The sequence below is a fragment of the Planktotalea arctica genome (assembly GCF_002105285.1).
In the GTDB taxonomy this organism is placed as follows: domain Bacteria; phylum Pseudomonadota; class Alphaproteobacteria; order Rhodobacterales; family Rhodobacteraceae; genus Planktotalea; species Planktotalea arctica.
In genome coordinates, this window is the sequence record NZ_MUHR01000001.1 from 515,019 (window position 1) to 539,215 (window position 24,197).

At 58.3% G+C, this 24,197-nt stretch carries 30 protein-coding genes and 1 tRNA gene; 21 read left to right on the forward strand and 10 right to left on the reverse strand.

The features are described from left to right. On the reverse strand, positions 1 to 1,170 hold the full coding sequence (locus B9P63_RS02620; RefSeq protein ID WP_085306967.1) for a MalY/PatB family protein: 1,170 nt from the start codon (positions 1,168 to 1,170) through the stop codon (positions 1 to 3). 96 nt (positions 1,171 to 1,266) lie between these two features. On the opposite strand from B9P63_RS02620, the gene def (B9P63_RS02625) reads away from it, so the two are divergent. Genes def (B9P63_RS02625) through B9P63_RS02645 form a run of 5 tightly spaced genes read left to right on the forward strand, consistent with a single transcriptional unit; the run spans position 1,267 to position 3,925 of the window. Continuing rightward, positions 1,267 to 1,785, forward strand: a complete 519-nt coding sequence (gene def / locus B9P63_RS02625) for a peptide deformylase (protein WP_085306968.1) — start codon at positions 1,267 to 1,269, stop codon at positions 1,783 to 1,785. Beyond that, positions 1,782 to 2,285: a peptide deformylase gene (def, locus tag B9P63_RS02630; RefSeq protein WP_085306969.1), complete on the forward strand. Its 504-nt coding sequence runs from the start codon at positions 1,782 to 1,784 to the stop codon at positions 2,283 to 2,285. The genes def (B9P63_RS02625) and def (B9P63_RS02630) overlap by 4 nt, the downstream gene beginning before the upstream one ends. Beyond that, positions 2,282 to 2,773: a peptide deformylase gene (gene def / locus B9P63_RS02635; RefSeq protein WP_085306970.1), complete on the forward strand. Its 492-nt coding sequence runs from the start codon at positions 2,282 to 2,284 to the stop codon at positions 2,771 to 2,773. The genes def (B9P63_RS02630) and def (B9P63_RS02635) overlap by 4 nt, the downstream gene beginning before the upstream one ends. After that, complete coding sequence (gene fmt, locus B9P63_RS02640; RefSeq protein ID WP_085306971.1) at positions 2,770 to 3,684, forward strand: methionyl-tRNA formyltransferase; 915 nt, start codon at positions 2,770 to 2,772, stop codon at positions 3,682 to 3,684. The genes def (B9P63_RS02635) and fmt overlap by 4 nt, the downstream gene beginning before the upstream one ends. Positions 3,685 to 3,688: 4 nt before the next feature. After that, a complete protein-coding gene (locus B9P63_RS02645) occupies positions 3,689 to 3,925 on the forward strand; it encodes a hypothetical protein (protein ID WP_085306972.1) in 237 nt (78 codons plus the stop codon). Position 3,926: 1 nt separating this feature from the next. On the opposite strand, the gene B9P63_RS02650 is transcribed toward B9P63_RS02645, so the two are convergent. From B9P63_RS02650 to B9P63_RS02675, 6 genes are all read right to left on the reverse strand, one after another. Further along, entirely contained in the window at positions 3,927 to 4,550 is a 624-nt protein-coding gene (locus B9P63_RS02650) for a trimeric intracellular cation channel family protein (RefSeq protein ID WP_085306973.1), read from the reverse strand. Further along, positions 4,547 to 5,008 carry a ribonuclease HI gene (rnhA, locus tag B9P63_RS02655; protein WP_085306974.1) on the reverse strand — a complete coding sequence of 154 codons (462 nt, stop codon included), beginning with the start codon at positions 5,006 to 5,008 and terminating at the stop codon, positions 4,547 to 4,549. Before rnhA ends, B9P63_RS02650 begins: the two co-directional genes overlap by 4 nt. 2 nt (positions 5,009 to 5,010) lie before the next feature. After that, positions 5,011 to 5,604 carry a class I SAM-dependent methyltransferase gene (locus B9P63_RS02660; RefSeq protein ID WP_085306975.1) on the reverse strand — a complete coding sequence of 198 codons (594 nt, stop codon included), beginning with the start codon at positions 5,602 to 5,604 and terminating at the stop codon, positions 5,011 to 5,013. Then, positions 5,604 to 6,050, reverse strand: a complete 447-nt coding sequence (locus tag B9P63_RS02665; protein ID WP_085306976.1) for a DUF3429 domain-containing protein — start codon at positions 6,048 to 6,050, stop codon at positions 5,604 to 5,606. Before B9P63_RS02665 ends, B9P63_RS02660 begins: the two co-directional genes overlap by 1 nt. Continuing rightward, a complete protein-coding gene (gene ispH, locus B9P63_RS02670; protein ID WP_085307074.1) occupies positions 6,047 to 6,997 on the reverse strand; it encodes a 4-hydroxy-3-methylbut-2-enyl diphosphate reductase in 951 nt (316 codons plus the stop codon). The genes B9P63_RS02665 and ispH overlap by 4 nt, the downstream gene beginning before the upstream one ends. A gap of 136 nt (positions 6,998 to 7,133) precedes the next feature. Next, positions 7,134 to 7,706, reverse strand: coding sequence for a LabA-like NYN domain-containing protein (locus B9P63_RS02675; protein WP_085306977.1), 573 nt, complete (start codon positions 7,704 to 7,706; stop codon positions 7,134 to 7,136). A 131-nt stretch (positions 7,707 to 7,837) separates the two neighbouring features. Here B9P63_RS02675 and folK point away from each other — a divergent pair, with 131 nt between their 5' ends. The 12 genes from folK to recO all read left to right on the forward strand — a co-directional run bounded on the left by folK (position 7,838) and on the right by recO (position 16,694). After that, positions 7,838 to 8,425 (forward strand): 2-amino-4-hydroxy-6-hydroxymethyldihydropteridine diphosphokinase, encoded by a 588-nt coding sequence (gene folK / locus B9P63_RS02680; RefSeq protein WP_245830528.1) that lies wholly within the window; start codon positions 7,838 to 7,840, stop codon positions 8,423 to 8,425. A gap of 89 nt (positions 8,426 to 8,514) precedes the next feature. Then, complete coding sequence (gene rpoZ / locus B9P63_RS02685; RefSeq protein WP_085306979.1) at positions 8,515 to 8,868, forward strand: DNA-directed RNA polymerase subunit omega; 354 nt, start codon at positions 8,515 to 8,517, stop codon at positions 8,866 to 8,868. A gap of 31 nt (positions 8,869 to 8,899) precedes the next feature. Further along, positions 8,900 to 11,086, forward strand: coding sequence for a RelA/SpoT family protein (locus B9P63_RS02690; protein ID WP_085306980.1), 2,187 nt, complete (start codon positions 8,900 to 8,902; stop codon positions 11,084 to 11,086). Then, positions 11,064 to 11,753 carry a DUF2062 domain-containing protein gene (locus B9P63_RS02695; protein WP_085306981.1) on the forward strand — a complete coding sequence of 230 codons (690 nt, stop codon included), beginning with the start codon at positions 11,064 to 11,066 and terminating at the stop codon, positions 11,751 to 11,753. Before B9P63_RS02690 ends, B9P63_RS02695 begins: the two co-directional genes overlap by 23 nt. A 69-nt stretch (positions 11,754 to 11,822) precedes the next feature. Beyond that, positions 11,823 to 12,572 (forward strand): pyridoxine 5'-phosphate synthase, encoded by a 750-nt coding sequence (locus B9P63_RS02700; RefSeq protein WP_085306982.1) that lies wholly within the window; start codon positions 11,823 to 11,825, stop codon positions 12,570 to 12,572. Then, positions 12,569 to 12,697, forward strand: a complete 129-nt coding sequence (locus B9P63_RS19520; RefSeq protein ID WP_281252287.1) for a hypothetical protein — start codon at positions 12,569 to 12,571, stop codon at positions 12,695 to 12,697. The genes B9P63_RS02700 and B9P63_RS19520 overlap by 4 nt, the downstream gene beginning before the upstream one ends. 3 nt (positions 12,698 to 12,700) lie before the next feature. Beyond that, positions 12,701 to 13,117 (forward strand): holo-ACP synthase, encoded by a 417-nt coding sequence (gene acpS, locus B9P63_RS02705; protein ID WP_085306983.1) that lies wholly within the window; start codon positions 12,701 to 12,703, stop codon positions 13,115 to 13,117. Positions 13,118 to 13,195: 78 nt separating this feature from the next. Continuing rightward, positions 13,196 to 14,032 (forward strand): signal peptidase I, encoded by an 837-nt coding sequence (lepB, locus tag B9P63_RS02710; protein ID WP_085306984.1) that lies wholly within the window; start codon positions 13,196 to 13,198, stop codon positions 14,030 to 14,032. A gap of 4 nt (positions 14,033 to 14,036) precedes the next feature. Then, positions 14,037 to 14,723, forward strand: a complete 687-nt coding sequence (gene rnc / locus B9P63_RS02715) for a ribonuclease III (RefSeq protein WP_085306985.1) — start codon at positions 14,037 to 14,039, stop codon at positions 14,721 to 14,723. Beyond that, positions 14,716 to 15,633 carry a GTPase Era gene (gene era, locus B9P63_RS02720; protein WP_085306986.1) on the forward strand — a complete coding sequence of 306 codons (918 nt, stop codon included), beginning with the start codon at positions 14,716 to 14,718 and terminating at the stop codon, positions 15,631 to 15,633. The genes rnc and era overlap by 8 nt, the downstream gene beginning before the upstream one ends. Continuing rightward, positions 15,630 to 15,959, forward strand: a complete 330-nt coding sequence (locus tag B9P63_RS02725) for a DUF1491 family protein (protein ID WP_085306987.1) — start codon at positions 15,630 to 15,632, stop codon at positions 15,957 to 15,959. The genes era and B9P63_RS02725 overlap by 4 nt, the downstream gene beginning before the upstream one ends. After that, positions 15,960 to 16,694 (forward strand): DNA repair protein RecO, encoded by a 735-nt coding sequence (gene recO, locus B9P63_RS02730; protein WP_085306988.1) that lies wholly within the window; start codon positions 15,960 to 15,962, stop codon positions 16,692 to 16,694. Here recO and B9P63_RS02735 read toward each other — a convergent pair. Beyond that, the gene (locus B9P63_RS02735) at positions 16,681 to 17,073 is read right to left on the reverse strand and encodes an META domain-containing protein (RefSeq protein ID WP_085306989.1); all 393 of its coding nucleotides are present in this window, start codon (positions 17,071 to 17,073) and stop codon (positions 16,681 to 16,683) included. The genes recO and B9P63_RS02735 overlap by 14 nt on opposite strands. Next, a complete protein-coding gene (gene rpe, locus B9P63_RS02740) occupies positions 17,070 to 17,747 on the reverse strand; it encodes a ribulose-phosphate 3-epimerase (RefSeq protein ID WP_085306990.1) in 678 nt (225 codons plus the stop codon). Before rpe ends, B9P63_RS02735 begins: the two co-directional genes overlap by 4 nt. A 136-nt stretch (positions 17,748 to 17,883) precedes the next feature. Between rpe and B9P63_RS02745 the strand changes: the two genes are divergently transcribed. The 3 genes from B9P63_RS02745 (at position 17,884) to B9P63_RS02755 (ending at position 21,417) form a co-directional block, all read left to right on the forward strand. Beyond that, positions 17,884 to 19,227, forward strand: a complete 1,344-nt coding sequence (locus B9P63_RS02745) for a mechanosensitive ion channel family protein (RefSeq protein ID WP_085306991.1) — start codon at positions 17,884 to 17,886, stop codon at positions 19,225 to 19,227. Positions 19,228 to 19,292: 65 nt separating this feature from the next. After that, a tRNA-Gln gene (locus tag B9P63_RS02750) sits at positions 19,293 to 19,367 on the forward strand. A 418-nt stretch (positions 19,368 to 19,785) separates the two neighbouring features. Beyond that, positions 19,786 to 21,417, forward strand: a complete 1,632-nt coding sequence (locus B9P63_RS02755) for an ABC transporter permease (RefSeq protein ID WP_085306992.1) — start codon at positions 19,786 to 19,788, stop codon at positions 21,415 to 21,417. A 60-nt stretch (positions 21,418 to 21,477) separates the two neighbouring features. Here the strand turns inward: B9P63_RS02755 and B9P63_RS02760 are convergent, their stop codons facing one another. After that, positions 21,478 to 22,506, reverse strand: coding sequence for an extracellular solute-binding protein (locus B9P63_RS02760; RefSeq protein WP_085306993.1), 1,029 nt, complete (start codon positions 22,504 to 22,506; stop codon positions 21,478 to 21,480). Between the two features lie 302 nt (positions 22,507 to 22,808). Between B9P63_RS02760 and B9P63_RS02770 the strand changes: the two genes are divergently transcribed. Further along, a complete protein-coding gene (locus B9P63_RS02770) occupies positions 22,809 to 24,197 on the forward strand; it encodes a cytochrome ubiquinol oxidase subunit I (protein WP_085306995.1) in 1,389 nt (462 codons plus the stop codon).

Sequence of the window (24,197 nt, forward strand, 5' to 3'; positions counted from 1 at the left end):
CTACTGCAAATCCCCAAATGCCGCTTGCAAACGCTCGACTGCCTCAATGATCCGCGACCGTGGGGTCGCAAAGTTAAAACGCAGGAAGTTTTCACCGCCCTTGCCAAAGGTCGGTCCATGGTTGGCGGCGATGCGCGCATCTTGCTCGACGCGGCGCGTGAAATCTTCGCGCGACATACCAGTCCCCTCGAAGTCGACCCAAGCGAGATAGGTCGACGCCATATCCATAGATTTCAGGCCGGGAATTGCATTGACGCCCGCATCAAAAATCTTGCGATTTCCGTCAAGATATTGAACCAATTCATCGACCCAGATCGCGCCATCAGGGCTGTAGGCTGCTTCAGCCATGAACAGACCGAACGAGTTGGGGCTGAGCCCCATTGCCATCATCCTGGCACCAAAACGTGCGCGCAGATCAGGATCCGCGATGATGACATTGCCAGAATGAGACCCCGCGATATTAAAGGTTTTCGTCGTCGCGCTCATCATCACGAGGCGATCTTCGATGCCTGCGATATTGGCCATGGGGATATGATTGTGCCCGCCGAAGACCAGATCGTGATGGATTTCGTCCGAAACCAGAATAAGGTCATGGCGCTTGGCGAAGGCGGCGACGGCCTGCAATTCGCCCTTGCTCCAGACGCGCCCTGACGGGTTATGCGGGGAGCAAAAGACCAGCATCGTCTCATTGCCTGTCATCTGCGCGTCGTAAGCGTCGAAATCCAGTTCGTAACGGCCATTGGTGTTGACCATCTCGCACTCGACCACCTTGCGCTCGGCCGCCGCGATCACCTTGGCGAAGGCATGATAAACGGGGGTGAACAGCACGACACCATCCCCCGGTTGGGTGAAAGCATCGACGCACATCGAGGTACCGTTAACGAGGCCATGGGTGGTGAAAATGCTCGCGGGCTCAACGTTCCAGCCATGGCGCGTCTTCATCCACCAGCAAATCGCCTCGCGGTAGGGGGTGTCATCGCCATAATAGCCGTAAATTCCATGATCGAGCATTTTGCGCACCGCATCGGAAATGCACTGCGGCGGGCGGAAATCCATATCTGCGACCCACATCGAGATACCATCGTTTGCCGGGACGCTGTAGATGGCTTCCATCGCGTCCCATTTGACGGAATGTGTGCCGCGCCGCTCGATGATCTCGTCGAAACTCATGTGTGCTCTCCTATTTTGTTGCGCAGACGCTAACGAATTGACGCAAATCTGCAAGGCCCGTTGCAGCGCAGGCGCGTTGGCCTTAAATGCACAGGCATGAAGCGTAATATCCTGATCCACCCCGACCCGCGCCTGAAGAAACTCTGCGCTGCCGTGCCCGATATATCGGACGATTTGCGCGTGCTTGCTGCCGATATGCTCGAGACGATGTATGCTGCCCCCGGCATCGGCCTTGCCGCGCCGCAGGTGGGTGTGCTCGAGCGGATGATCGTGCTCGATTGCGTCAAAGAGGACGGCGCCAAGCCGGAGCCTTTGGTTATGGTGAACCCGCGTGTAATTGCCGCCTCCGAGGAAACGAACGTCTATGACGAGGGCTGCCTTTCGATTCCGGACCAATACGCCGAAGTCACGCGACCAGCGGATGTGCGCATCGAGTGGCTTGACCTCGATGGCACTTTGCAAGAGCGCGACATGGACGGGCTTTGGGCGACCTGCGTGCAGCATGAGATCGATCACCTTGATGGCAAGCTGTTCATCGACTACCTCAAGCCGCTAAAGCGCCAGATGATCACCCGCAAGATGCAGAAATTGAAACGCGAAATGGCGCGCGCATGAGTGTGTTGCCGATCGTGGCCTGGCCTGATCCGCGTTTGAAACGAATCTGCTCGCCGGTTGATCGGATAGACGATGCCGAGCGGCGCTTGATTAATGATATGTTCGAGACGATGTACGCCGCGCCCGGCCGTGGCCTTGCGGCGCCGCAGGTCGGCGTGATGCAGCGACTTTTCGTGATGGATGCGACGTGGAAAGAGGGCGTGAAAACGCCGCTTGCCTGCATCAATCCGAAGATCACGGTGCTGGGCGAGGCGATGAGCACAAACGAGGAGGCCTGCCTGTCGATCGTCGGGGTCGCCGGCGTTGTGACGCGGCCCGATCAGATCGAATTGAGCTACACTGATATCGAGGGCGCGCGCGGCGCGGTGGTGCTTACGGGATTTGCGGCGATCTGCGCGCAGCACGAAATGGATCACTTGGATGGGCGTGTGATCTTTGATCATCTGGACGTCGATGCGCGCGCAGCGCTGGAAGCAGAATATAGAGGCCTGGCACAATGAGCGTTCGAAAATGTATCCCATGGCCCGACAAACGCCTGCGCAGCCGCGCGGCAGACGTCAGCGAAATCACCGATGAGGTGCGCGCCGTTTGGGCCGATCTGATCGACACGATGGAAGCGATGCCGGGTGTCGGCATGGGCGCGACACAGATTGGCGTGATGCTGCGCCTTGCCGTGGTCGATGCCTCCAAGGAGCTTGGCAAGGCCATTCTTATGGCGAACCCCGAAATCCTGCATGCCTCTGTGGAACTGCGCGAGCATGACGAGGCAAGCCCGAACCTGCCGGGCGTCTCCGCGATCATCAAACGCCCTCGCGCGGTGACGGTCAAATATCTGAACGCGCAGGGCATTATTGATCGGCGCGATTTTATCGGGCTCGAGGCGACTTCGGTTCAGCACCAGATCGATCACTTGAACGGCAAGATGTATTTCGACCATCTCAGCCGCGTGAAACGCGAGATGCTGATCAAAAAGGCGGGCAAGCTATGAGAGTGATTTTCATGGGCACTCCGGATTTCTCAGTGCCTGTTCTGGAGGCTTTGGTCGCGGCGGGTCACGAGATTGCAGCTGTCTACTGCCAACCTCCGCGCCCTGCGGGGCGCGGTAAGAAAGAACGCCCCACGCCAGTTCATGCGCGCGCGTTGGAGTTGGGGTTGGATGTGCGCCATCCTGTATCTTTGAAAAGTGCTGAGCAAACGGATGCATTCGCTGCGCTGAACGCGGATGTTGCGGTCGTCGTTGCCTATGGTTTGATCTTGCCGCAGGCTATTCTGGATGCACCTGCCAAGGGCTGCCTGAACATTCACGCGTCGCTTTTGCCGCGCTGGCGCGGGGCTGCGCCGATCCACCGCGCGATTATGGCAGGGGATGCGCGGACCGGCATTTGCATCATGCAGATGGATGCGGGGCTGGATACAGGCGATGTGCTCTTGCGCGAGGGCACCCTGATAGGGGTGGAGGAGACCACAGGTGCCTTGCATGACAGGTTGAGCGCCATCGGCGCAAACCTGATTTGTGAGGCTTTGGAGCGCTTGGATCAATTGACGCCCGACGCGCAGCCGGAGGCGGGCGTGAACTATGCTGCCAAAATCGACAAGGTTGAGGCGCAAATCGACTGGAATGCGCCTGCGATAGCTGTTGATCGCCAGATCAGAGGCCTGTCGCCCTTTCCCGGCGCTTGGAGCATGCTTGAAGGCGCGCGTGTCAAACTGCTTGCGAGCCGCGCCGCAGCAGGGGATGGCCTTGCGGGGCAGGCGCTTGATGACGCGTTAACTATCGCCTGCGGCACAGGCGCGGTGCAAATCCTGCGCGCGCAGAAGGCTGGTAAAGGCGCGCAAGATGCGCAAGAGTTTCTGCGCGGCACGCCCGTGCCCAAGGGCACCCGTTTCGGGGAAGGATAACGCGATGTTTCTGGCACTTTTCGGCACGGTGGTGATCGCGGGGATGGTCGGATATATTTCCGAGCGCAGCGAATTTACCCATAACGGCTATCTGCCCTCGATCATCATCTGCGTCGGCGGTGCGTTTCTGTTCTACTTCGTCACGATCATGTTTCGCGTCGGTTTCGGCTCGCCCGGCATCGATGCGATCGTCGCGTCCATTGGCGCGCTGATCATCGTGCCGACCCATTGGCGCAAGTGATTTATCTGCGCGGCGGTGCACTTCTGTAAACCGGCAAGCGCCAGCCGAAGGCCAGCGATCCCGCGCGCAGGATCACGGTCACGACAATCGCGGCGCTTAGCACGGCAAGGCTTGGCAGCCCAAATGCGGCGGCAATCACCCCTGCGCTTGCGCCCGCAAAGGCGGCGCTGACGTATAGCTCGCCCTGTTTCAAAACCAGCGGCACCTCGTTGCAGACCACATCCCGCATCAATCCGCCCATGCAGCCTGTCACGATGCCCATCAAAACAGCGATGATCGCGGGTTGCCCGGCGGCCAAAGCGATGCCGATGCCTGCTGCAACCGCGACGCCCAAGGCCAGTGCATCCAGCCACAACAAAAGGCGATAGCGGCTTTCCACCAGATGTGCGGTGAAAAACACCAGTAAAGCTGCTGCGCTGGTGACAGCCAGATAGGCCGGTTGTTCGATCCAGAAAACCGGATTGCGATCCAGAAGAACGTCGCGCACCGTGCCGCCGCCGACGCCTGTAAGCGCCGCAAGGAAGGCAAAGCCGACCAGATCAAGCTGCGCGCGGCTTGCCGTCAGCGCGCCTGTGAGGGCGAAAATCAGAACAGCAGCAAAATCGAAAAAGCTGAGCAGGCTCATGCGCTTTTCTTGAACGGGGCCATGCCTGCGCGCGCAAGTTCGTCAGCGCGCTCGTTCTCGGGATGGCCCGCGTGGCCTTTGACCCATTCCCATATCACGCTGTGACGCGCCTGCGCCGTATCGAGGCGCTGCCAAAGCTCGACGTTTTTCACAGGCTTCTTGGCGGCCGTTTTCCAGCCATTCTTCTTCCAGCCATGAATCCAGCCCGTCACCCCATTCTTGACGTAGGTGCTATCGGTGATAATGGTCAATTCTGCCGGACGCTCAAGCGCCTCGAGCGCAGAAATCGCCGCCATAAGTTCCATCTGGTTGTTGGTGGTCAACTGCGCGCCGCCGCTAAGTTCGCGCTGCTTGACGATTGCGCCGCCCGCATCCTTGGCACGCATCAGAACGCCCCAACCACCGGGGCCGGGGTTGCCGCTACAGGCACCATCGGTATAGGCGTAAAGTCTTGGCATAATTATAGTTTCCTGCTTTGTAGAACGACCCAATCGGCGATTTCGCCGCTTAGACCGATGCCTGCGCCATGATTGCGGCGGATCACGTCCAGACCATTCATGGTGATCATTTCCTCTAACTCGGCTTCGCAGAAGTAGCTATAGCGCCGCCCGATCCCATCGCGCGATTGGCCGATACCTGTCTTCATCGCAATGTGGAAAATACCGCCCTGTTTAAGCGCCTGCGCAATCTGGGCGATGTGGCGCGGCACATCCTTGCGGGCGGCATGAAGCAGGCTGAAATTGGCGAATACGCCATCAAATCGATTGACGGCATCCAGATCATCGAAAACTTCACAGCGCGCACAAACCCCGCGATGCGCGCTGGCGAGAGCGATCATTTCCGGTGAGGCATCTGTGGCCTCGACCCTGCAGCCATGCTGCGCCATATGGGCTGCACACTGGCCCGGGCCGCAGCCAAGATCGAGCACGTGTGCGCCCTGCGGTAAGAAAGCCAAAAAGGCCGCGAGGTCCGGGCTATCGGCGTCGGTTCTCGTCAGTTTGGCATAGTCGTGGGCCTGTGCGGCGTAGATTCTCAGCGTCTCTTCATCGCTCATTACACCAGCACTCCGATGGCAAGGCAGGTCACGACAATTGCCGTCAGCAATATGCGTAGCGGCATCCACCAAGGTGGCGTCAGGCCCCATTGCGAGAACATATAATCGAGCGCCAGCAGCCCGAGGAAGCCCGCGATCAGATAAATACCCGCGCTGGTCGGTCCGCCCCCCGTCATGAAGAAGGCCCAGAGCGCGGGCAGAACCGAGAGCGCATATCCCGTCGCCGCCTGGCCGCCCTCTGCCTTGGTCGCAAAGCCCCAAAGCACGCCTGACATGAACGACAGGATGACCGCACCGTAAAAAAGTTGCACGTAGGGGCCGACAAAACGCGGCCCGATTGTTTGCGCACCCCAAAGGCCAAGATCGGGAAGCACGGTTGTGATCGCGCCCCAGACGAAAGGGATAAGGCCCGCAAGCCCGAGCATAAACGGCGCGCGCGGGATCATGTGGGCGCGCGCAACACGCGCGGAACTTTGAATTCGACGTTTTCTTTGGCGGTCTCGACGACTTCCACCGTGACATCATAGCGGGCGCGAAAGGCGTCGATGACTTCGGTGATCAGCACATCCGGCGCTGAGGCTCCGGCGGTGATGCCGATGCTTTTGATGCCCTCCAGTGCGCGCCAGTCGATATCGCGCGCGCGCTGGACCAGCTGCGCATAAGAGCAGCCTGCCTTGGCCCCGACCTCGACCAAACGGCGCGAGTTTGATGAATTGGGCGCGCCCACGACCAGCATAGCATCGGTCTTGGCGGCCATGGCTTTTACCGATTCCTGACGGTTGGTGGTGGCGTAGCAAATGTCTTCCTTGTGCGGGCCTTGGATGCTCGGGAAGCGCGCTTGCAGTGCTGCGACCACATCGGCGGTGTCGTCGACGGAGAGGGTAGTTTGGGTCACGAAGGCCAGTTTGCTCTCGTCGCGCACGCGCAGGTCTGCGACGTCGCTTGGCTCTTCGACCAACAAAACCTCGCCCTCGGGCAGCTGGCCCATGGTGCCGACGGTTTCGGGGTGGCCCTCATGGCCGATCATCACCAGTTGCAAACCGTTGGCGTGGTGGCGCTCGGCCTCGATGTGGACCTTGCTGACCAGCGGGCAGGTGGCATCCACGAAAACCATCTCGCGTTTAGCGGCGCTGGCGGGGACAGATTTGGGAACGCCGTGAGCCGAGAAGATCACAGGGCGATCACCGGGGCATTCATCAAGCTCCTCGACAAACACCGCACCTTGTTCGCGTAGCGCATCGACGACAAATTTGTTGTGCACGATTTCATGGCGCACATAGACGGGTGCGCCCCATTTTTCCAAAGCCAGTTCCACGATCTTGATCGCGCGGTCCACGCCTGCGCAAAAGCCGCGCGGTGCGGCAAGATAGAGGGTGAGGGGGGCATTGGTCATCAGCGGCTCCATCATAAAATGCACGAATAGCTTTGCGCGCTAGAGGTAGCGTGATGCGGCGCGGTGGTCCAGTGGGGGAGACATGCAAGACGTGCAATAGCCGGGGCGGTTATCCTCGCCCCGGCTATTGAGCGCGCTACTTCGCAGCGACGAAATCTTGCTCGCGCTCGGGCATCGGCTCGCGCGGCGGGCGTCCGATGACGTCCTTAAGTTCTTCAAGCTCGATGAAGTTGTCGGCCTGACGGCGCAGCTCGTCGGCAATCATTGGCGGCTGGCTTCGGATTGTGGAAACCACGGAAACGCGCACACCTTGACGCTGAAGGCTTTCCACGAGCGGGCGAAAATCGCCATCGCCTGAAAACAGCACAATGTGATCAACGCGCGGCGCAAGCTCCATGGCATCGACCGCAAGCTCGATATCCATATTACCCTTTACCTTACGGCGACCCTGACTGTCGGTATATTCTTTGGCCTGTTTGGTCACCATGGTGAAGCCATTGTAGTTCAACCAGTCCACAAGGGGGCGGATGGGGGAGTACTCGTCATTTTCCAGCAGAGCGGTGTAGTAAAACGCACGCAACATTTTGCCGCGACGCATGAATTCCGTCCGCAAAAGTTTGTAATCAATGTCGAACCCAAGCGCTTTGGCTGCGGCGTACAGGTTTGATCCATCGATGAACAGCGCGAGCCGTTCGTCTTTGTAAAACATCAAATGTCCTTTCAAATGGATGGACCGAACCGTGAGCGTGTGAGTGGTAGATTAACTGGATAAAATAAATTTGCGGCGCATCCGTGCGATACGTTATGAGAAAAGCCAATGGCGAAGCAAGGAAGTTTTACGTGAGAAATGAGGGAGTGGGGGTTAAAGCCGGTACTTTGCAAATGGTTGCGCTTGGGGCTAACCTTTCGTCATCCGGTTGTACTTTGGAGCAAGTGCTGGCGCGCGCGGTGATTGCTCTGGCCCAGCATGGGTTTGCGATTCGTGCGGTAAGCCGGTTTTTTCGCACACCTTGCTTCCCCAAAGGCGCTGGACCTGACTATATCAACGCCGCTGTGGTGCTGCGCAGTCTATGGACGCCGGTGCAGGTTTTGGAGCGGCTTCACCTGATTGAGGCGGATTTTGGACGTGAACGAGTCCAGCGTTGGGGGCAGCGCACGCTTGATCTGGATTTGATCGCCGCAGGGCAGAACGTGCTTCCGGATCGCGCCACCTATCAGCATTGGGCATCGCTGGACCCTGCATTGCAAGCGCAGGCGGCCCCCGGAGGGTTAGTTTTGCCGCATCCGCGGGTGCAGGACCGCGCTTTTGTCCTGGTCCCTTTGGCGGATGTCGCGCCCGATTGGGTGCATCCCGTCCTGCGCAAAAGCGTGCGCGAGATGTTGTCGGATCTCCCCGAAGCCGAGCGCGCTGGTGTCACCGCAATCTGATCCGGCGCGCGTCTTGAATATCTGCTTGTCAAGCATAGTTTTGAGCACTAGAAGGCAGGCTTCCACGCCCGCACTAATTGGAGGTCACCATGGCCCGCGTTACAGTAGAAGATTGCGTCGACAAAGTACCGAACCGTTTTGATCTGGTCATGCTCGCCGCTCATCGTGCTCGCGAAATTTCTGCTGGCGGAGCGATTACGGTCGATCGTGACAACGACAAGAATCCTGTCGTTTCCCTGCGCGAGATTGCGGAAGAAACCCAATTGGCCGACGATCTGCGCGAGCGCCTGATCGAGAGCAACCAGACCCAGATCGAAGTCGACGAGCCCGAAGAAGACACGATGGCGCTTTTGATGGGTGCCGAAGCGGATAAGCCGGCAGAGGACGACATGTCCGAAGAAAAGCTGCTGCGCGCATTGATGGAAGCGCAAGGTCAGGGCTAAGCCCGACCGATAGCGGCGCGATAGGCGACATATGGATGACACTGCTGATCTAATGTCCCCGAACGCGCTGCTTGCTATCGTTCAAAGCTACAATCCCAAGACCAACGAAGCGCTCATTCGGGCAGCTTTCGAGTATGGGGAACGTATGCACGAGGGGCAGTTTCGCCACTCGGGCGAGCCCTATTTCACCCACCCCATCGCTGTTGCTGGCATTTTGGCCGAGCAAAAGCTGGACGATGCAACGCTGATCACGGCGTTGTTGCATGACACCATTGAAGATACGAAATCCACCTATGGCGAAGTCGCGCGCATTTTTGGCGACGAAACGGCGGTTCTCGTGGATGGTGTCACGAAACTGACGAACCTCCAGCTTAGCTCTACCGAAACCAAACAGGCGGAAAACTTTCGCAAATTGTTCATGGCGATGGCCAAGGATTTGCGGGTGATTCTCGTTAAGCTGGCCGATCGGCTGCACAATATGCGCACGATCAAGGCGATGCGCCCGGACAAACAGGTCCAAAAGGCGCGCGAAACCATGGATATCTATGCGCCCCTCGCTGGGCGAATGGGGATGCAGTGGATGCGGGAGGAGCTTGAGGATCTTGCGTTTCGCGTTCTCAATCCCGACGGGCGTGCGTCGATCATGCGCCGTTTTATCACGCTCCAGAAAGAGACAGGAGATGTGATCCAGAAGATCACGGGTGATATGCGTGCAGAGCTGGGCGAGCACGACATCGAAGCGCAAATCATCGGGCGTGCCAAAAAACCCTATTCAATCTGGCGCAAGATGGAAGAGAAGGAGCAAGGCTTTTCGCGGCTCTCCGATATCTACGGCTTTCGCGCGATCACCACGTCGGAAGAGGATTGCTACCGCGCGCTTGGCGTGATCCATCGCCGCTGGCGCGCGGTGCCGGGGCGGTTCAAGGATTACATCAGCCAGCCTAAAAGCAACGGTTACCGCTCGATCCACACGACAGTGTCGGGGCGCGATGGCAAGAGGGTCGAAGTGCAGATCCGCACGCAGCAAATGCACGATGTCGCTGAATCCGGTGTTGCGGCGCATTGGTCATACCGCGATGGAATCCGCTCGCAAAACCCCTTTGCGGTGGATCCGGTAAAATGGGTTGCGACCCTGAACGAGCAATTCGGTGGCGAGGACGATCACGAGGATTTCCTCGAAGCGGTCAAGTTGGAGATGTACTCCGATCAGGTCTTTTGCTTCACGCCCAAAGGCGAGGTGGTCAAGCTGCCGCGCGGTGCCACACCGCTGGATTTCGCCTATGCGATTCACACACGGATCGGTGCGGGTTGCGTCGGGGCAAAGGTGGACGGGCTACGTGTGCCGCTCTGGACGCGGCTCAAGAACGGCCAGTCGGTAGAGATCGTGACGGCGGAGGGCCAACAGCCCCAAGCCACTTGGCTTGATATCGCTGCCACAGGCAAAGCCAAAAGTGCCATCCGGCGCGCGCTGCGCGAGCAGGATCGCGAAAGGTTCATCAAATTCGGGGCTGAACTGGCACGTTCCGCTTTTGAAGGTGTTGGCAAGAAAGCGACTGACAAAGCGCTGACAAGCGCGGCAAAGACCCTGAGGCTTGGCAATGCAGAAACCGTTCTTGCGCGCCTTGGCAGCAGTGAGTTGACCAGTTCCGATGTGGTCAATGCCGTCTACCCCGAGCTGGTCCAGAAGGCGGATACGAGTATCGACAGCAAGCGTGCGGTGATCGGCCTTGCCCATGGTCAGGTCCATCAGCGTGCCCTGTGCTGCCAGCCGCTTCCGGGCGAGCGTATTGTCGGAATCACCCAGCGCGGACGCGGCGTTGTGGTGCATGCGATTGATTGCCGCGCGCTCAGTCGGTTCGAGGACGAACCAAAGCGCTGGGTTGACCTACATTGGCTGTCGGGCACGCACCCGCCTATCCATACGGCGCGCCTTGACGTTACGATAGGTAACGATGCCGGTGTCCTTGGGCGGATTTGCACATTGATTGGCGAGCAAGGAGCCAATATCTCGGATCTGACGTTCATGGATCGCAAACCTGATTTTTTCAGTTTGATCCTGAGCGTGGATTTGCGGGACGCCGAGCATTTGCATTCGATCATTTCGGCACTGAACGCCGAGGACGATGTTGCAAAGGTGGCGCGCCATCAAGACCCAGCAGACGCGAACGAGCGCGTCTCCGAGATAGGAAACAAACTTGGTATTCAAGCGCCGGGATAAGCGAAGCTGGCTCAGAGTGATCTGGGAAATCATCTACCCCAAGGGTGGATGGGCGCGCGCGTTCCACTACGTCAAACATCGTGTGCGCCGGCTGCCCGATTCGCCCGAGCGCATTGCTCGTGGTATCTTTGCGGGCGTGTTTACCTCGTTCACGCCGTTTTACGGTATTCACTTTCTGATCGCGTTTTTGCTGGCGCGCATCATGAACGGCAATGTTCTGGCCTCGCTGCTAGCGACGTTCTTCGGCAATCCGCTCACCTATGTGCCCATCGCCTATGCTTCGCTCAAGACGGGCTATCTGTTGACAGGGCTGCCCAAAGACGTGGATGGTGTGCGCCACGGCTTTGGCGAAATGTTCTACGGTGCCAGCCGCGATCTCTGGGTCAATCTCAAGGCGCTCTACACGGGACAAGAGGCTGATTGGGTTGGCCTGCGCGAATTTTACGACGACGTGTTCTTTCCCTATATGATCGGTGGACTTATCCCCGGAATCGTCGCTGGCTTGGTCTGCTATTATCTTTCTGTCCCGGTAATTCGCGCCTATCAGAAACGCCGCAATAAGGGGGTGCTGAAAGCGCGCTTGCGCCGCTTGAAGGAAAAAGCGACGGAGACCGTCGAGAAAAAGGTCGAGAAGAAGGCGGAAAAGAAAGCGCTGAAAAAAGGCTAGTTGCCTCTGGCATTGCCTGCGCAGCGCTTTAGTCTTGAGCATGAAAATATATCACTGGAGCACCAATCTATGCCGCAGCAGCATCCTTTGCGCCTTGGCGTGAACATCGATCATGTCGCCACTTTGCGCAATGCGCGTGGCGGAGGTTTGCCCGATCCTGTACGCGCTGCGCTTGTGGCGCAGGAGGCGGGGGCTGACGGGATCACGGCGCATTTGCGCGAAGATCGCCGTCACATCCGCGACGCGGATGTCGACGCGCTGATGGAGGCGTTGGAAATCCCCCTTAACTTCGAGATGGCTGCGACAGATGAAATGCAAGCCATCGCGCTGCGCCATACACCTCATGCGGTCTGCCTCGTGCCTGAAAAGCGCGAAGAGCGCACAACCGAGGGCGGGCTCAACGTAGCTCAGGACGAAAACAAGATGGCGCATTTCATTGCACCCTTGCGCGGTGCGGGCTGCCGCGTGTCGATCTTCATCGCCGCAGACGAGCGCCAGATCGTTGCAGCGCATCGCATTGGCGCGGATGTAATCGAGCTTCATACAGGCGCTTACTGCGATGCGTTCGCGGTAGGTGATCTGGAAGCACGTGATCGCGAATTGGCCGCGCTGCGTGAAATGGCCGCCTTTGCCCATGATCTCGGGCTTGAGGTGCACGCGGGTCATGGCCTCACCTATGAAGATGTTACGCCCATCGCCGCTTTGCCGCAGGTGCAGGAGGTCAACATTGGCCACTTTATCATCGGCGAAGCGGTGTTTCGTGGCCTTGGCCCTGCGATTCAAAAGATGCGCGAAATCCTCGATAAGGCGCGTCCGTGACAGGCTGGAAGCTTGCCGCGCTTTTTCTTGCAGGGGCGCGCGGGCGCATGGCTGGCGCGCTGTTGGGCTTTGGCCTTCTCTTTTTTGCAGCAAGCGTAAAAATTGCAACGAAACAGGCGGTGTGAGCAATGATCCTTGGTATTGGCACCGACCTTGCGAACATCGAGCGGATCGCAGGCACGCTCGCGCGTTTCGGGGATCGCTTCAAAAACCGCGTGTTCACAGAAGTCGAGCAAGCTAAAGCAGAGCGGCGCAAGGACGTGGCCGGCACCTATGCGAAACGCTGGGCCGCCAAGGAAGCCTGCTCCAAGGCGCTGGGCACTGGCCTTGCCATGGGCATCGCGTGGAAGGATATGTCCGTCACAAATCTGCGCTCTGGACAGCCGGTCATGCACGTTTCGGGCTGGGCGGCAGAGCGCCTCGCGCAAATGACGCCCGAGGGGCATAAAGCGATCATTCACGTCACGCTGACGGACGATCATCCTTGGGCGCAAGCCTTCGTCGTGATCGAGGCACGGCCCATTGCACCCCAGCAAACCACTTGAAAACAGACACGCCGCGCGGTTGACACGCGCGGGCAGGCGGCTCATGTAGCCTGCTAACTGCGAAACGGAGAAAAGCACATGGCCGAGGCCACCAAAAAAGGCAATGCCGTCATTGAGACGATTAAAACCATCGTCTATGCGCTGCTGATTGCGGGCGTGTTTCGCACGCTGTTTTTCCAGCCGTTCTGGATCCCGTCAGGGTCGATGAAAGACACGCTTTTGATCGGGGATTTCCTGTTCGTTAACAAGATGGCCTATGGCTATTCCTACTCTTCCTGCCCATCGGTGATTATCCCGCGTTTTGGTATCAATCTGGACGCGAGCAAATTCTGCGGTTTTGCGGATGGTGACAACACGCGCCTGTTTGGCGGTGAGCCGGAGCAGGGCGATGTTGTCGTATTCCGCCACCCGGTCTCGGGCCGCGATTTCGTCAAGCGCCTGATCGGCATGCCGGGAGACAAGATCCAAGTCAAAAATGGCGTCGTCTTCTTGAACGGCGTCGCTGCCCCGCAAGAGGCGAATGGCGTGTTCGAGGAAGTAGCGGCCGCCCAAGGCCCCCATCGTTTGCGCCCGCGCTGCGCCAATGGCCCCGTGGGCGAGGGCGGTACCTGCAACAAGGAGCGTTTCACCGAAACGCTCCCCAATGGTGTTAAGCATGATGTGCTGAATATCGGCATGCAATCGTCCGACAACACCCCCGTTTATTCCGTGCCCGAAGGGCATTATTTCTTTATGGGTGACAACCGGGACAATTCCTCTGACAGCCGCGTCCCGAACGCTGCGGGCGGCGTTGGTTTCGTGCCCTACGAGAACCTGATTGGCCGCGCGGATCGCGTGATGTTCTCTTCTGCGGGTAGCTCTATGCTGTTCTTCTGGACGTGGCGCTCGGATCGCTTTTTCAAGGCTGTGAACTAGCGTCATGAAACTGTCCGCTGATCTTGTCGCGCTGCAAAATCGCATTGGCTACCGCTTTGAACAGGGCGAATTGCTGACCGAAGCTGTGACGCATTCCTCGATGTCCTCGGCTTCGCGCAGCGATAATCAGCGCCTTGAATTCCTTGGCGATCGCGTGCTCGGCCTGGTCATGGCAGAAGCGCTGCTTGGCGCGGATGTGAACGCGGCTGAGGGCCTGCTTGCGCCGCGCTATAACGCATTGGTGCGCAAGGAAACCTGCGCTGACGTTGCTCGCGAAATTGAGCTGGGCGATGTGCTGCGCCTTGGCCGCTCCGAGATGAAAAGCGGTGGACGGCGCAAGCTGGCGCTGCTGGGCGATGCGATGGAAGCACTGATTGCAGCGGTTTATGTGGATGGTGGTTTTGACGCTGCCCAAACCCTGATCCTGCGCTTGTGGGGCGGCCGCATCAACGCGGTAGAGGACGATGCGCGCGATCCCAAAACCAGCCTTCAGGAATGGGCGCAGTCACGCGGATTCACGCCCCCCGCCTACGTTGAGACGGCGCGCTCCGGGCCGGATCACGCCCCGATGTTTACGATAGAAGCCCGCCTTGATAATGGCGAGACACAGACAGCTGAGGCCGGTTCCAAGCGCCTCGCGGAACAGGCGGCGGCTAAGGCCCTGCTGGCAAGGATGACAACCCATGACTGACACGCAAACACGCGCGGGCTTTGTTGCCCTGATCGGTGAGCCGAATGCGGGCAAATCGACGCTGACCAACCGGATGGTGGGCGCGAAAGTGTCGATCGTCACCCACAAGGTGCAAACCACGCGCGCGCGCATTCGCGGCGTTGCGCTTGAGGGGGCATCGCAGCTTGTGTTCGTGGACACGCCCGGCCTTTTCAAGCCGACCCGCCGCCTTGACCGCGCCATGGTCGCGGCAGCCTGGGGCGGCGCGGCGGATGCGGATGTGGTCGTTCTGATGGTCGAGGCGAACCGCGGCGTGAGCGAGGGCGTCGAGGCGATCATGGAAGGTCTGCTAGGCTTTGAGGGCGAGCGTAAAATCGCATTGGCGATCAACAAGATCGACCGCGTTAAATCCGAAGTGCTGCTGGCGCTGTCCGAAAAACTGAATGCCGCCTATCCGTTCATGGCGACCTTCATGATCTCTGCCGAGCGCGGCCACGGCGTTGATGCGCTCAAGGAATGGCTCGCAGGCGAAGTGCCCCAGGGGCCTTGGCTCTACCCCGAAGACCAGATCGCGGACCTGCCTTTGCGGATGATCGCGGCGGAAATGACCCGCGAGAAACTGACGCTGCGCCTGCATCAGGAATTGCCCTACCAGTTGACCGTCGAGACGGAAAACTGGGAAGAGCGCAAGGATGGTTCGTGCAAGATTGACCAGCTGATTTACGTCATGCGCGACGGCCATAAAGGCATCGTGCTTGGTAATAAAGGTGAGACGATCAAAGCCGTCGGCAAAGCCTCGCGCGAGGAACTCGAGGAGTTTTTGGGCCGCAAGGTGCATCTGTTCTTGCAGGTCAAAGTACGCGCCAACTGGCTAGAGGACAGCGAGCGCTACGAGAACATGGGGCTCAATTTCAAAGACGGGAACGCATGATCCGGCTGACCTCCCGGTTTTGGGTGGACGCCTATCTTGCGCGTTTGCGCGTCTTTGATATTCCTGCATTTGTCGTGGCGCATGGTGATGATACCGCGGGCGCGGTTCTAGTGAAATCATCTACGCTGGATGGCTGGGCCAAGCTCTATCAACGCAGCTACGACCTGCTCGAGGACACGCGTCGCTGGGATGTGTTTGTTGAGGGCGCAGAGGCCGATGTGGACGCGTCCATCGCAAAGCAGCGCAAGTTCGACAGTGATGTCTGGGTGATCGAAGTTGAGGACAGGGCAGGGCGCACCTTGCTGGGCGAGCAAGGGCTGACCTAGATGGACTGGCGTGACGAGGGCATATTGCTGAACGTGCGCCGCCATGGGGAAACCAGCGCGATCATTGATGTGTTCACCGCCTTGCATGGCCGGCACGCTGGTATCGTGCGGGGCGGCGTTTCGCGCAAGATCGCACCGATCTTGCAGCCCGGTGCGCAGCTTGACGTCAGCTGGCGCGCGCGGCTTGAGGATCACCTTGGCACCTATACCGTTGAACCCCTACGCTCGCGTGCGGCAGCTGCACTGGCGGACCGTCTTTCGCTCGCGGGGCTTAATGCGGTGACGGCGCTGCTTGGATTTGCCTTGCCAGAGCGTGAAGCCAATCCACAACTTTATAAGATAAGCGAGCAATTGTTGGACCTGCTGGGTCAAAACGAGGTCTGGCCACTGGCTTACTTGCGTTTCGAGATTGCATTGCTGGAGGCGACGGGCATGGGCCTTGATCTGCGTGCCTGCGCCGTCACGGGCACCAATGAAAACCTGTGCTACATTTCCCCCCGCACGGGCTGCGCTGTGAGCGAGCAGGCGGCGGGGCCTTGGGTGAGCAAGCTGCTGCCCCTGCCGCCCATCCTGAAGGGGGAAGGGCCTGGCAGCGACGCGGAAATCGCACAGGCCTTGCAAACCACAGGCTATTTTCTGAATGAAAAGCTTGCGCCTAATATTGGAAACAGAAAATTACCCGGCGCGCGCGGGCGTTATGTGGACCTGTTCGAGCGCGGAATTATTCGGCCTTGAAGACCATCGTGCGATCAGCGTCGTTACTAAGGATCAGAGTGGTGCCAGAGACTTCGGACAGGGTCATTTCACCGAGAGCTCTAAAAAACTGGTTTTCACTATCCAAATCGGGGCAGGCCATCTTGGTCGCCATTGTTGGGCCTACCTTGAACCACGGATAGGGCGCGCTTTGTTTGACGGAGTAGCGATTGCAGGGCGCTTGGCCTGTGATCCAGCCGGCTTTGTCGAATTCCATTGTGGCGCGCAGATTAAAGGCTTGGCCGTCCACTTCGCTCAGCGTCCAGACCTGTCCTGCACCGCCATATTTTGCAACGCTCTCGTCGCCCGCGCAGGCGGCCGCCGCGAGGAGCAGCGGTAACGCGGCGAGGAAGCGTTTCATGCGAGGCTGGCGCGGATCGCGCGGATGTTCTCGCCGTAGGGCGCAGGGTTGCTGACAGAGCCGCCCTTGAACACGGCAGAGCCTGCGACAAGCACATCGGCGCCCGCGTCTACGCAGCCTTTGGCGGTATCTGGCGTTACGCCGCCATCAATCTCGATATGTACAGGGCGATCACCAATCATGGTGCGCAGCTCTGAAATTTTCGAATGCAGTGGGATGAATTTTTGGCCGCCAAACCCGGGGTTCACGGTCATCACGCAGACCAGATCGCAGATATCCAGCAGATCTTTCACCGCACTTGCGGGCGTGCCGGGGTTCAGCGCAACGCCTGCCTTTGCCCCCGCGCCGCGAATGGCCTGAAGCGTGCGGTGGATATGCGGACCTGCTTCCACATGCGCGGTGATGAAGTCTGCGCCTGCGGCAGCAAAACCATCGATGTAGGCGTCTACGGGCGAGATCATCAAATGCACGTCCATCACGGTTTTGATGTGTGGGCGAATGGCGGCGCAGGTTGTCGCGCCAAAGCTGAGATTGGGTACGAAATGCCCGTCCATCACATCGACGTGAATCCAATCTGCGCCCTGCGCTTCCACAGCGTCGATTTCAGCGCCGAAGTTGGCGAAATCAGCGGAAAGAATGGAGGGGGCAATTTTGACGGAGCGATTGAAGGACATGGCGCAACTTTCCAGTAGGTTTCCAGATTTGCCCGTCTCTTACCGTGCAGCGCGCGCTTGCGATAGGGGGTTTTCCAAACGCGCGCGCCGAGGTTACTCTCGGGGCATCCATTTTTCAAACCTACGGATTTTATTGATGCGCCTTTTCCTGCTTCTCATCACGCTTTTGCTCCCTGCCGTGGGCCTTGCCCAAACGAATGATCAACCTGCTGGCGAAATCTCGGTCGAGGACAGCGCGGTTCAGGACGCAGCCATCGCGGTGCGCATTCGCGATATCCTAGGCGAGCTTGAGGGTTATGAAGATGTGACCGTCACGGTAACCTCGGGGATCGTCACCCTGCGCGGCACCACGCTTGATAGTGAACGCATAGCGCGTCTGAACGCTTTGACAGGGCGAGTGAAAGGCGTCGTTGCGATCGAGAACGAGGTGACGGAAACCACGGATGTTGTGAAGCGCCTGAACCCCGCGGTCGAGCGGTTTCGCGCGCGTATGGGGCAGGTGATCGCGTTCATTCCTCTGGCCTCGGTCGCGCTCTTGGCGTTCATTCTGATCGTCTTGCTGGGCTTTTTCGTCGCGCGCCTGCGCCAGCCATGGAACCGGCTCGCACCGAACGCCTTCATTGCCGATATCTACCGTCAAATCCTGCGCCTTGCTTTCATGGTCGCCGGTTTGGTTGTGGCGCTCGATATTATGGGAGCGAGCGCGCTGCTGTCGACCATTCTGGGCGCGGCGGGGATCATCGGCCTTGCGATCGGTTTTGCGGTAAAGGACACTGTGGAGAATTTCATCGCGTCCATCATGCTCTCGATTCGCCAGCCGTTTCGTCCAAACGACACGATCGAGATCGGCGGTGACACGGGCAAAGTGATCCGCCTGACCAGCCGTGCCACGATTTTGTTGAGTTTTGACGGCAATCACATTCGCATTCCCAACGCGACCGTGTTCAAAAGCCGGATCGTAAATTTCAGCCGCAATGACGAGCGCCGTTTCAAGTTCTCATTGGGCCTCGCACCGGATACGGATTTTGTTGATGCGCAGCGTATCGCATTGGACAAGCTGCAAGAACTGCCTTTCGTGTTGCAAGCACCCGCACCCGCCGTCTGGATAGACGAGATCGGCGATAGTACGATTTCCATCACCTGCACGGGATGGATCGAGCAACATAAATCATCGCTCGTCGCGGCGCGCGGTGAGGCGATTCGCTTGGTCAAGCTGGCGCTGGAGCATGCTGGGGTGCAAATGCCCGAACCTACCTACCGCGTATTGTCGCCCGCGCTTGCCAAAATGGCCTCGGGCGAGGAAAACGCTGCATCGAACACGCGTGAAAATATCGCGCGCGAGGCGGATATTACCGCCGAATCCCAAGTTACAATGGACGTTCAGCCCAGCACCGACGCCGCTTTGGAGCAAATCGTCGATGCAGAACGCAAGGTGACCGAGGCCGATGATTTACTGCGTCGCGAAGCCCCCGAAGAATAAGCGGCATTTTTTGCAAATATGCCCTTGAACGCCGCGCCGCTTCTCAGTAAATAGCGCGACACTGATGGGGTGTAGCCAAGTGGTAAGGCAACGCTTTTTGGTAGCGTGTACCGTAGGTTCGAATCCTACCACCCCAGCCAGTATCTTCCTTTAAAATCCGCAGTTTCGGGCAGGCTTCAAGCGCTGATAGCCAGCGGTGTTCCCCATGGATTCACGTTGACCGGCTTGCTGTAGAGCGATTCCAAGCGATGGTCTTGGTTGCAGTGATAGCCACGGCGACGGTGCTTGGCCTGTCTATCGATTTTGATCCTGGTCACGGTGCAGCCGATGTAATGTCTTGCGAGCTGGCTTTTTTTTGCATTGAGACAAAGGCTGGGGATTTTGCTTATCTGGAATTCTTTGCGAGATTGTGTCGATAGGGGAGTGGGCGTGTCTGGTTTCCTGCCTGCAACAGCGCAGTTACTCAATCTGACAAAATCAGTCGGACTTGATGGATCATGGCGCAGGGATCGTGTAGAGGAGTTCGGGATTAGGCCTCGCAGGTAGGAAGCAGGGAAGATGACACCAAAACTCGCGCGTTTCACCATTCTTGGCACCGTGATCTTCGTCGCGGCCCTGTGCACTTTGCCCTATCTCGCGGTTCTGCTTGCAGCACTGAGCGGATCAACGGAAACGCTGGCGCACCTGATGGAAACCGTACTGTGGCGATATACTTGGGACACGCTCATTCTGGTGAGCTGCACCATGTTCTTCAGCGCGCTGATCGGCACTGGCGCGGCTTGGTTGGTCACGATGACCGAGTTTTTCGGGCGACGCTGGCTAGAGATTGCGCTGGCGCTGCCGCTGGCCTTTCCCGCCTATGTGCTGGCCTATGGCTACACGCATATTCTGGATCATCCGGGCATTGTGCAATCGGGTCTGCGCAGCCTGGCTGGCTGGGGCCCGCGTGACTATTGGTTCCCTGAAATCCGCTCGCTTGGCGGGGCGGCTGCGATGCTGACGCTGGTGCTTTATCCCTATGTCTATCTCTTGGCGCGTGCCGCTTTCGCCACGCAGAGCGGATCGGCATTTCTGGCTGCGCGCATGCTGGGCAAGACGCCGATGCAGGCCTATTTCTCAGTTTCGCTGCCCATGGCGCGCCCCGCGATCGCGGCGGGTGTGCTGCTGGTCGCTATGGAGACGATTGCCGATTTCGGCACGGTTGCCTATTTCGGGGTGCAGACGTTTTCCGTGGGTATCTACACCAGCTGGTTCGCCATGGCGGACCGCGCAGCCGCTGCGCAGCTTTCGCTCGGGCTGCTGGCTTTTGCGCTGCTTCTGGCCTTTCTGGAGCGGTTCAGCCGGGGCAATGCGTCCTATGTGGATAACCAGCGGCAACCGCCGATGGAGCGTATCCGCCTAGGTGGCAGCAGCGAAATACTGGTCTTCACGCTGTGTTTCATTCCGGTCCTGCTAGGTGTGATTATTCCGGTGATCACGCTGTTTACCATGGCGCTCGGCTCTGAGCAGGATCTGCTCAGCCCGCGCTACCTTGGCTTTATCCGCAATTCTGTGGTGCTTGCGAGTGTGGCTGCGGCGGTGACGGTGGGGGCGGCGATGCTGCTGGGCACGTTCAATCGGGTGCAGGGCACGCGCGGCGCGGCGCTTGCGCTTTACTTCGGGCGGATTGGCTATGCGGTGCCGGGGGGCGTGATCGCCGTCGGCCTTCTGGTGCCCTTCGCCTATTTCGACAATACGCTGGATGCCTGGATGCGCGCCACGTTTGACATATCGACAGGGCTATTGTTCACCGGCTCGATCTGGCTGTTGGTGATCGCCTATATGATCCGGTTCATGGCGGCGGCGATCGGCGCATATGAGGGGGGCATCGCCAGCGTTGGCCCCAATATTGATGCTGTCGCGCGCACGCTTGGCGCACGTTTGCCACGGCTGGTGCGCCGCGTTCACATCCCCATGCTGCGCTCGAGCCTGCTGACGGCGGGGTTGATCGTTTTCGTGGACGTGATGAAAGAACTGCCTGCGACGCTGATCATGCGTCCATTCAATTACGACACGCTGGCGGTGCAGGCCTATCGCCTTGCTTCGGACGAGCGGCTGAGCGGTGCGGCTGTGCCCAGTCTGGTGATTGCCGCAATCGGCCTTGTTCCTGTGATCCTGCTGTGCCGCCAAATGCGCCGTGGCATGGCCTGACGCAAACGGGCGCCCCTTCGTGCGAAGAGGCGCCCTTAAGATGCGATCATCTGGGGTCGTCTACTCCCAGCCGACCTGATTGAAGATTTCCTGCGCTGCCGGCACGTTCTTGGCCACTTTGCTCAGGTCCACTGCGTCGGGGCGGAACAGGCCAAGCGCGGCCACAGAGGGCGAGAGGCCAACGCCGGGAACAGCGGGATATTCGTCGTTACCTGCACTGAAATACTGCTGTGCTTGATCGGACACGAGGTATTCCATGAATTTTATCGCGTTGTCCTTGTTTGGAGCGTTCGCCGCGATGCCGCCGCCAGAGAGGTTCATATGCGCGCCTTCGGCGTTTTGCGCTGGAAAGACCCAGCCAATGTTGCTCATTGCGTCCTTGTCGAGACCGTCAACGTCGCGGCGCAGCGCGCGCGAGAAGTAGTAGGTGTTGGAAATCGAGATGTCGCATTCGCCCGATACCAAGCCACGCAGTTGGTCCGTGTCGCCGCCCTGAGGCGCGCGCGCGAAGTTGTCAACAAAGCCCTGCGCCCATGCTTTCGCTGCTTCTGCGCCATGGTTTTGGATCACGGCAGAGAGCAAGGTCTGCGAGTAAACGTTGCTGGACGAGCGGTGGCAGACCATGCCCTTATAGGCCGGATCCGCCAGCGAGACATAGTCCATCGGCGGATTGCTCACGTCGGTCTTGTCGTAGAAAATGATTCGTGCGCGCTGGCTGAAGCCAAACCACTGGTTGTCGGCGTCCTGCAAGGCTGAAGGTACGCGCGCTTCGAGCACGTCGCTGTCGATCGATTGCAACACGCCCGCGTTTTTAGCACGCTCGAGGCGAGAGGTATCAACGGTCAGCAAGATATCCGCAGGCGAATTAGCGCCCTCGGCCTGCATGCGTGCGATCAATTCGTCTGCTTTGCCTTCAATGCGGTTGATGGTAATGCCGGTCTTTTCTGTGAAATCGGAATAGAGGCGCTCATCTGTGTCATAATGGCGTGAGGAATAGAGGTTCAACTCGCCCTCGGCATAGGCGCTACCTGCGATGACAGCCGCGATCGCAGCTAGCACGAAACGGCTTTTCTTTAGTGTCGATGTCATTGTGATACCCTTTCATGAGTCTTTTACTCGGAAAAGGATATAACGATTTTTTTGCACCGGTCAACATTCCCGATAAAAATAGTCAGAAAGGAGTTTGAGGTGCACAGCTCGTTTGAAAATCTGCGGTAACCCTTGGTAGGATTTGGCCGCTGCATTGCTGAGAATGCCAAAGGTGGCATCAAAAAAACAGATGTGGAAAGCGGGCATCCAACTGCCTGTCACAATTTGACGCGGTGGCTTTACCATCCGCCTTTGCGTCATAAATCATTGTCTATAAACGAACTCTAGATGAAAGAAAGTCAGTGGACACACTCCTCCTCTCGCGCATCCAGTTTGGTGCAAACATCTCCTTTCACATTCTGTTCCCAACAATAACTATTGCGTTGGGTTGGATGCTTTTGTTTTTCAAACTCCGGTTTAGCGTAACCGGCGATCAAAAGTGGATGGACGCCTATATGTTCTGGGTGAAAGTGTTCGCGCTCTCGTTTGCGATGGGCGTTGTGTCGGGCATCACCATGTCGTTCCAATTTGGCACTAACTGGCCGGGGTTCATGGAAACTGTCGGCAATGTTGCGGGCCCCCTTCTTGCGTATGAAATTATGACTGCCTTTTTTCTAGAGGCTGTGTTTCTGGGCATTATGCTTTTTGGTGCGTCTCGGGTAAAATCATGGGTTCATACCTTGGCTACTTTCCTTGTCGCTTTTGGCACAACGATGTCGACCTTCTGGATTATCGTTCTCAACTCCTGGATGCACACGCCACAAGGCTATGAGCTGGTTGATGGCGTGGTCTTTGCAACCAACTGGTGGGAAATCGTGTTCAACCCGTCCATGCCCTACAGATTTGTGCACATGATGTTGGCATCTGGCCTGACAGTCGCCTTTTTGATCGCAGGCATATCCGCTTTGCGCATGTTGTGGGGTGATCGCGGCGAAGATGTGAAAACGGCGCTGCGCGTGGGCATCTTTGCTGGTGCAACCCTTATTCCACTACAAATTCTGGCAGGTGATTTTCACGGTCTGAACACGCTTGAATACCAGCCCGCCAAAGTTGCTGCTATGGAAGGGAATTGGGAAACAGGGCCGAATGTTCCGCTGGTTCTATTCGCCATTCCTGATGAAACAGCGCGTGAAAACCGCTTTGAGATCGCCATCCCTAACGGCGCATCTCTGATCCTGACGCACAAGGCCGATGGCATCGTACCCGGCCTGAACGATTTTGTTACCGAAGACGGAGAGATCCTGCACCCGCGCGTGGCGCCTGTGTTCTTCAGCTTTCGCATTATGGTCGGAACCGGCATGGCGATGCTGTTGTTGTCATGGGCGGGTCTCGTTCTGTTGCGCAAGTATGGTGCAGGCGGCATGCCCAAACTCCCGCTCTATGTGTTCTGCGCCATGAGCTTTAGCGGCTGGATCGCAACCCTTGCAGGCTGGTACACCACAGAAATCGGCCGCCAGCCTTGGCTTGTGCAGGGCGTTCTCACAACTAAAGACGCGGTAAGCGATGTGCCCGCAGGCATGGTTCTGGGCACCTTGATCGGCTACCTTGTGGTCTACGGAGTTCTGGTCATCGCCTACATCGGTGTGGTCACTTACCTTGCTCGCAAAGCTTCGGTAGGCGTTCACGATACCGCGCGAAGCTACCCTCGCAGCGGTGAAGCCAATGTCACCGCTCTGCACGCAGGAGAATAA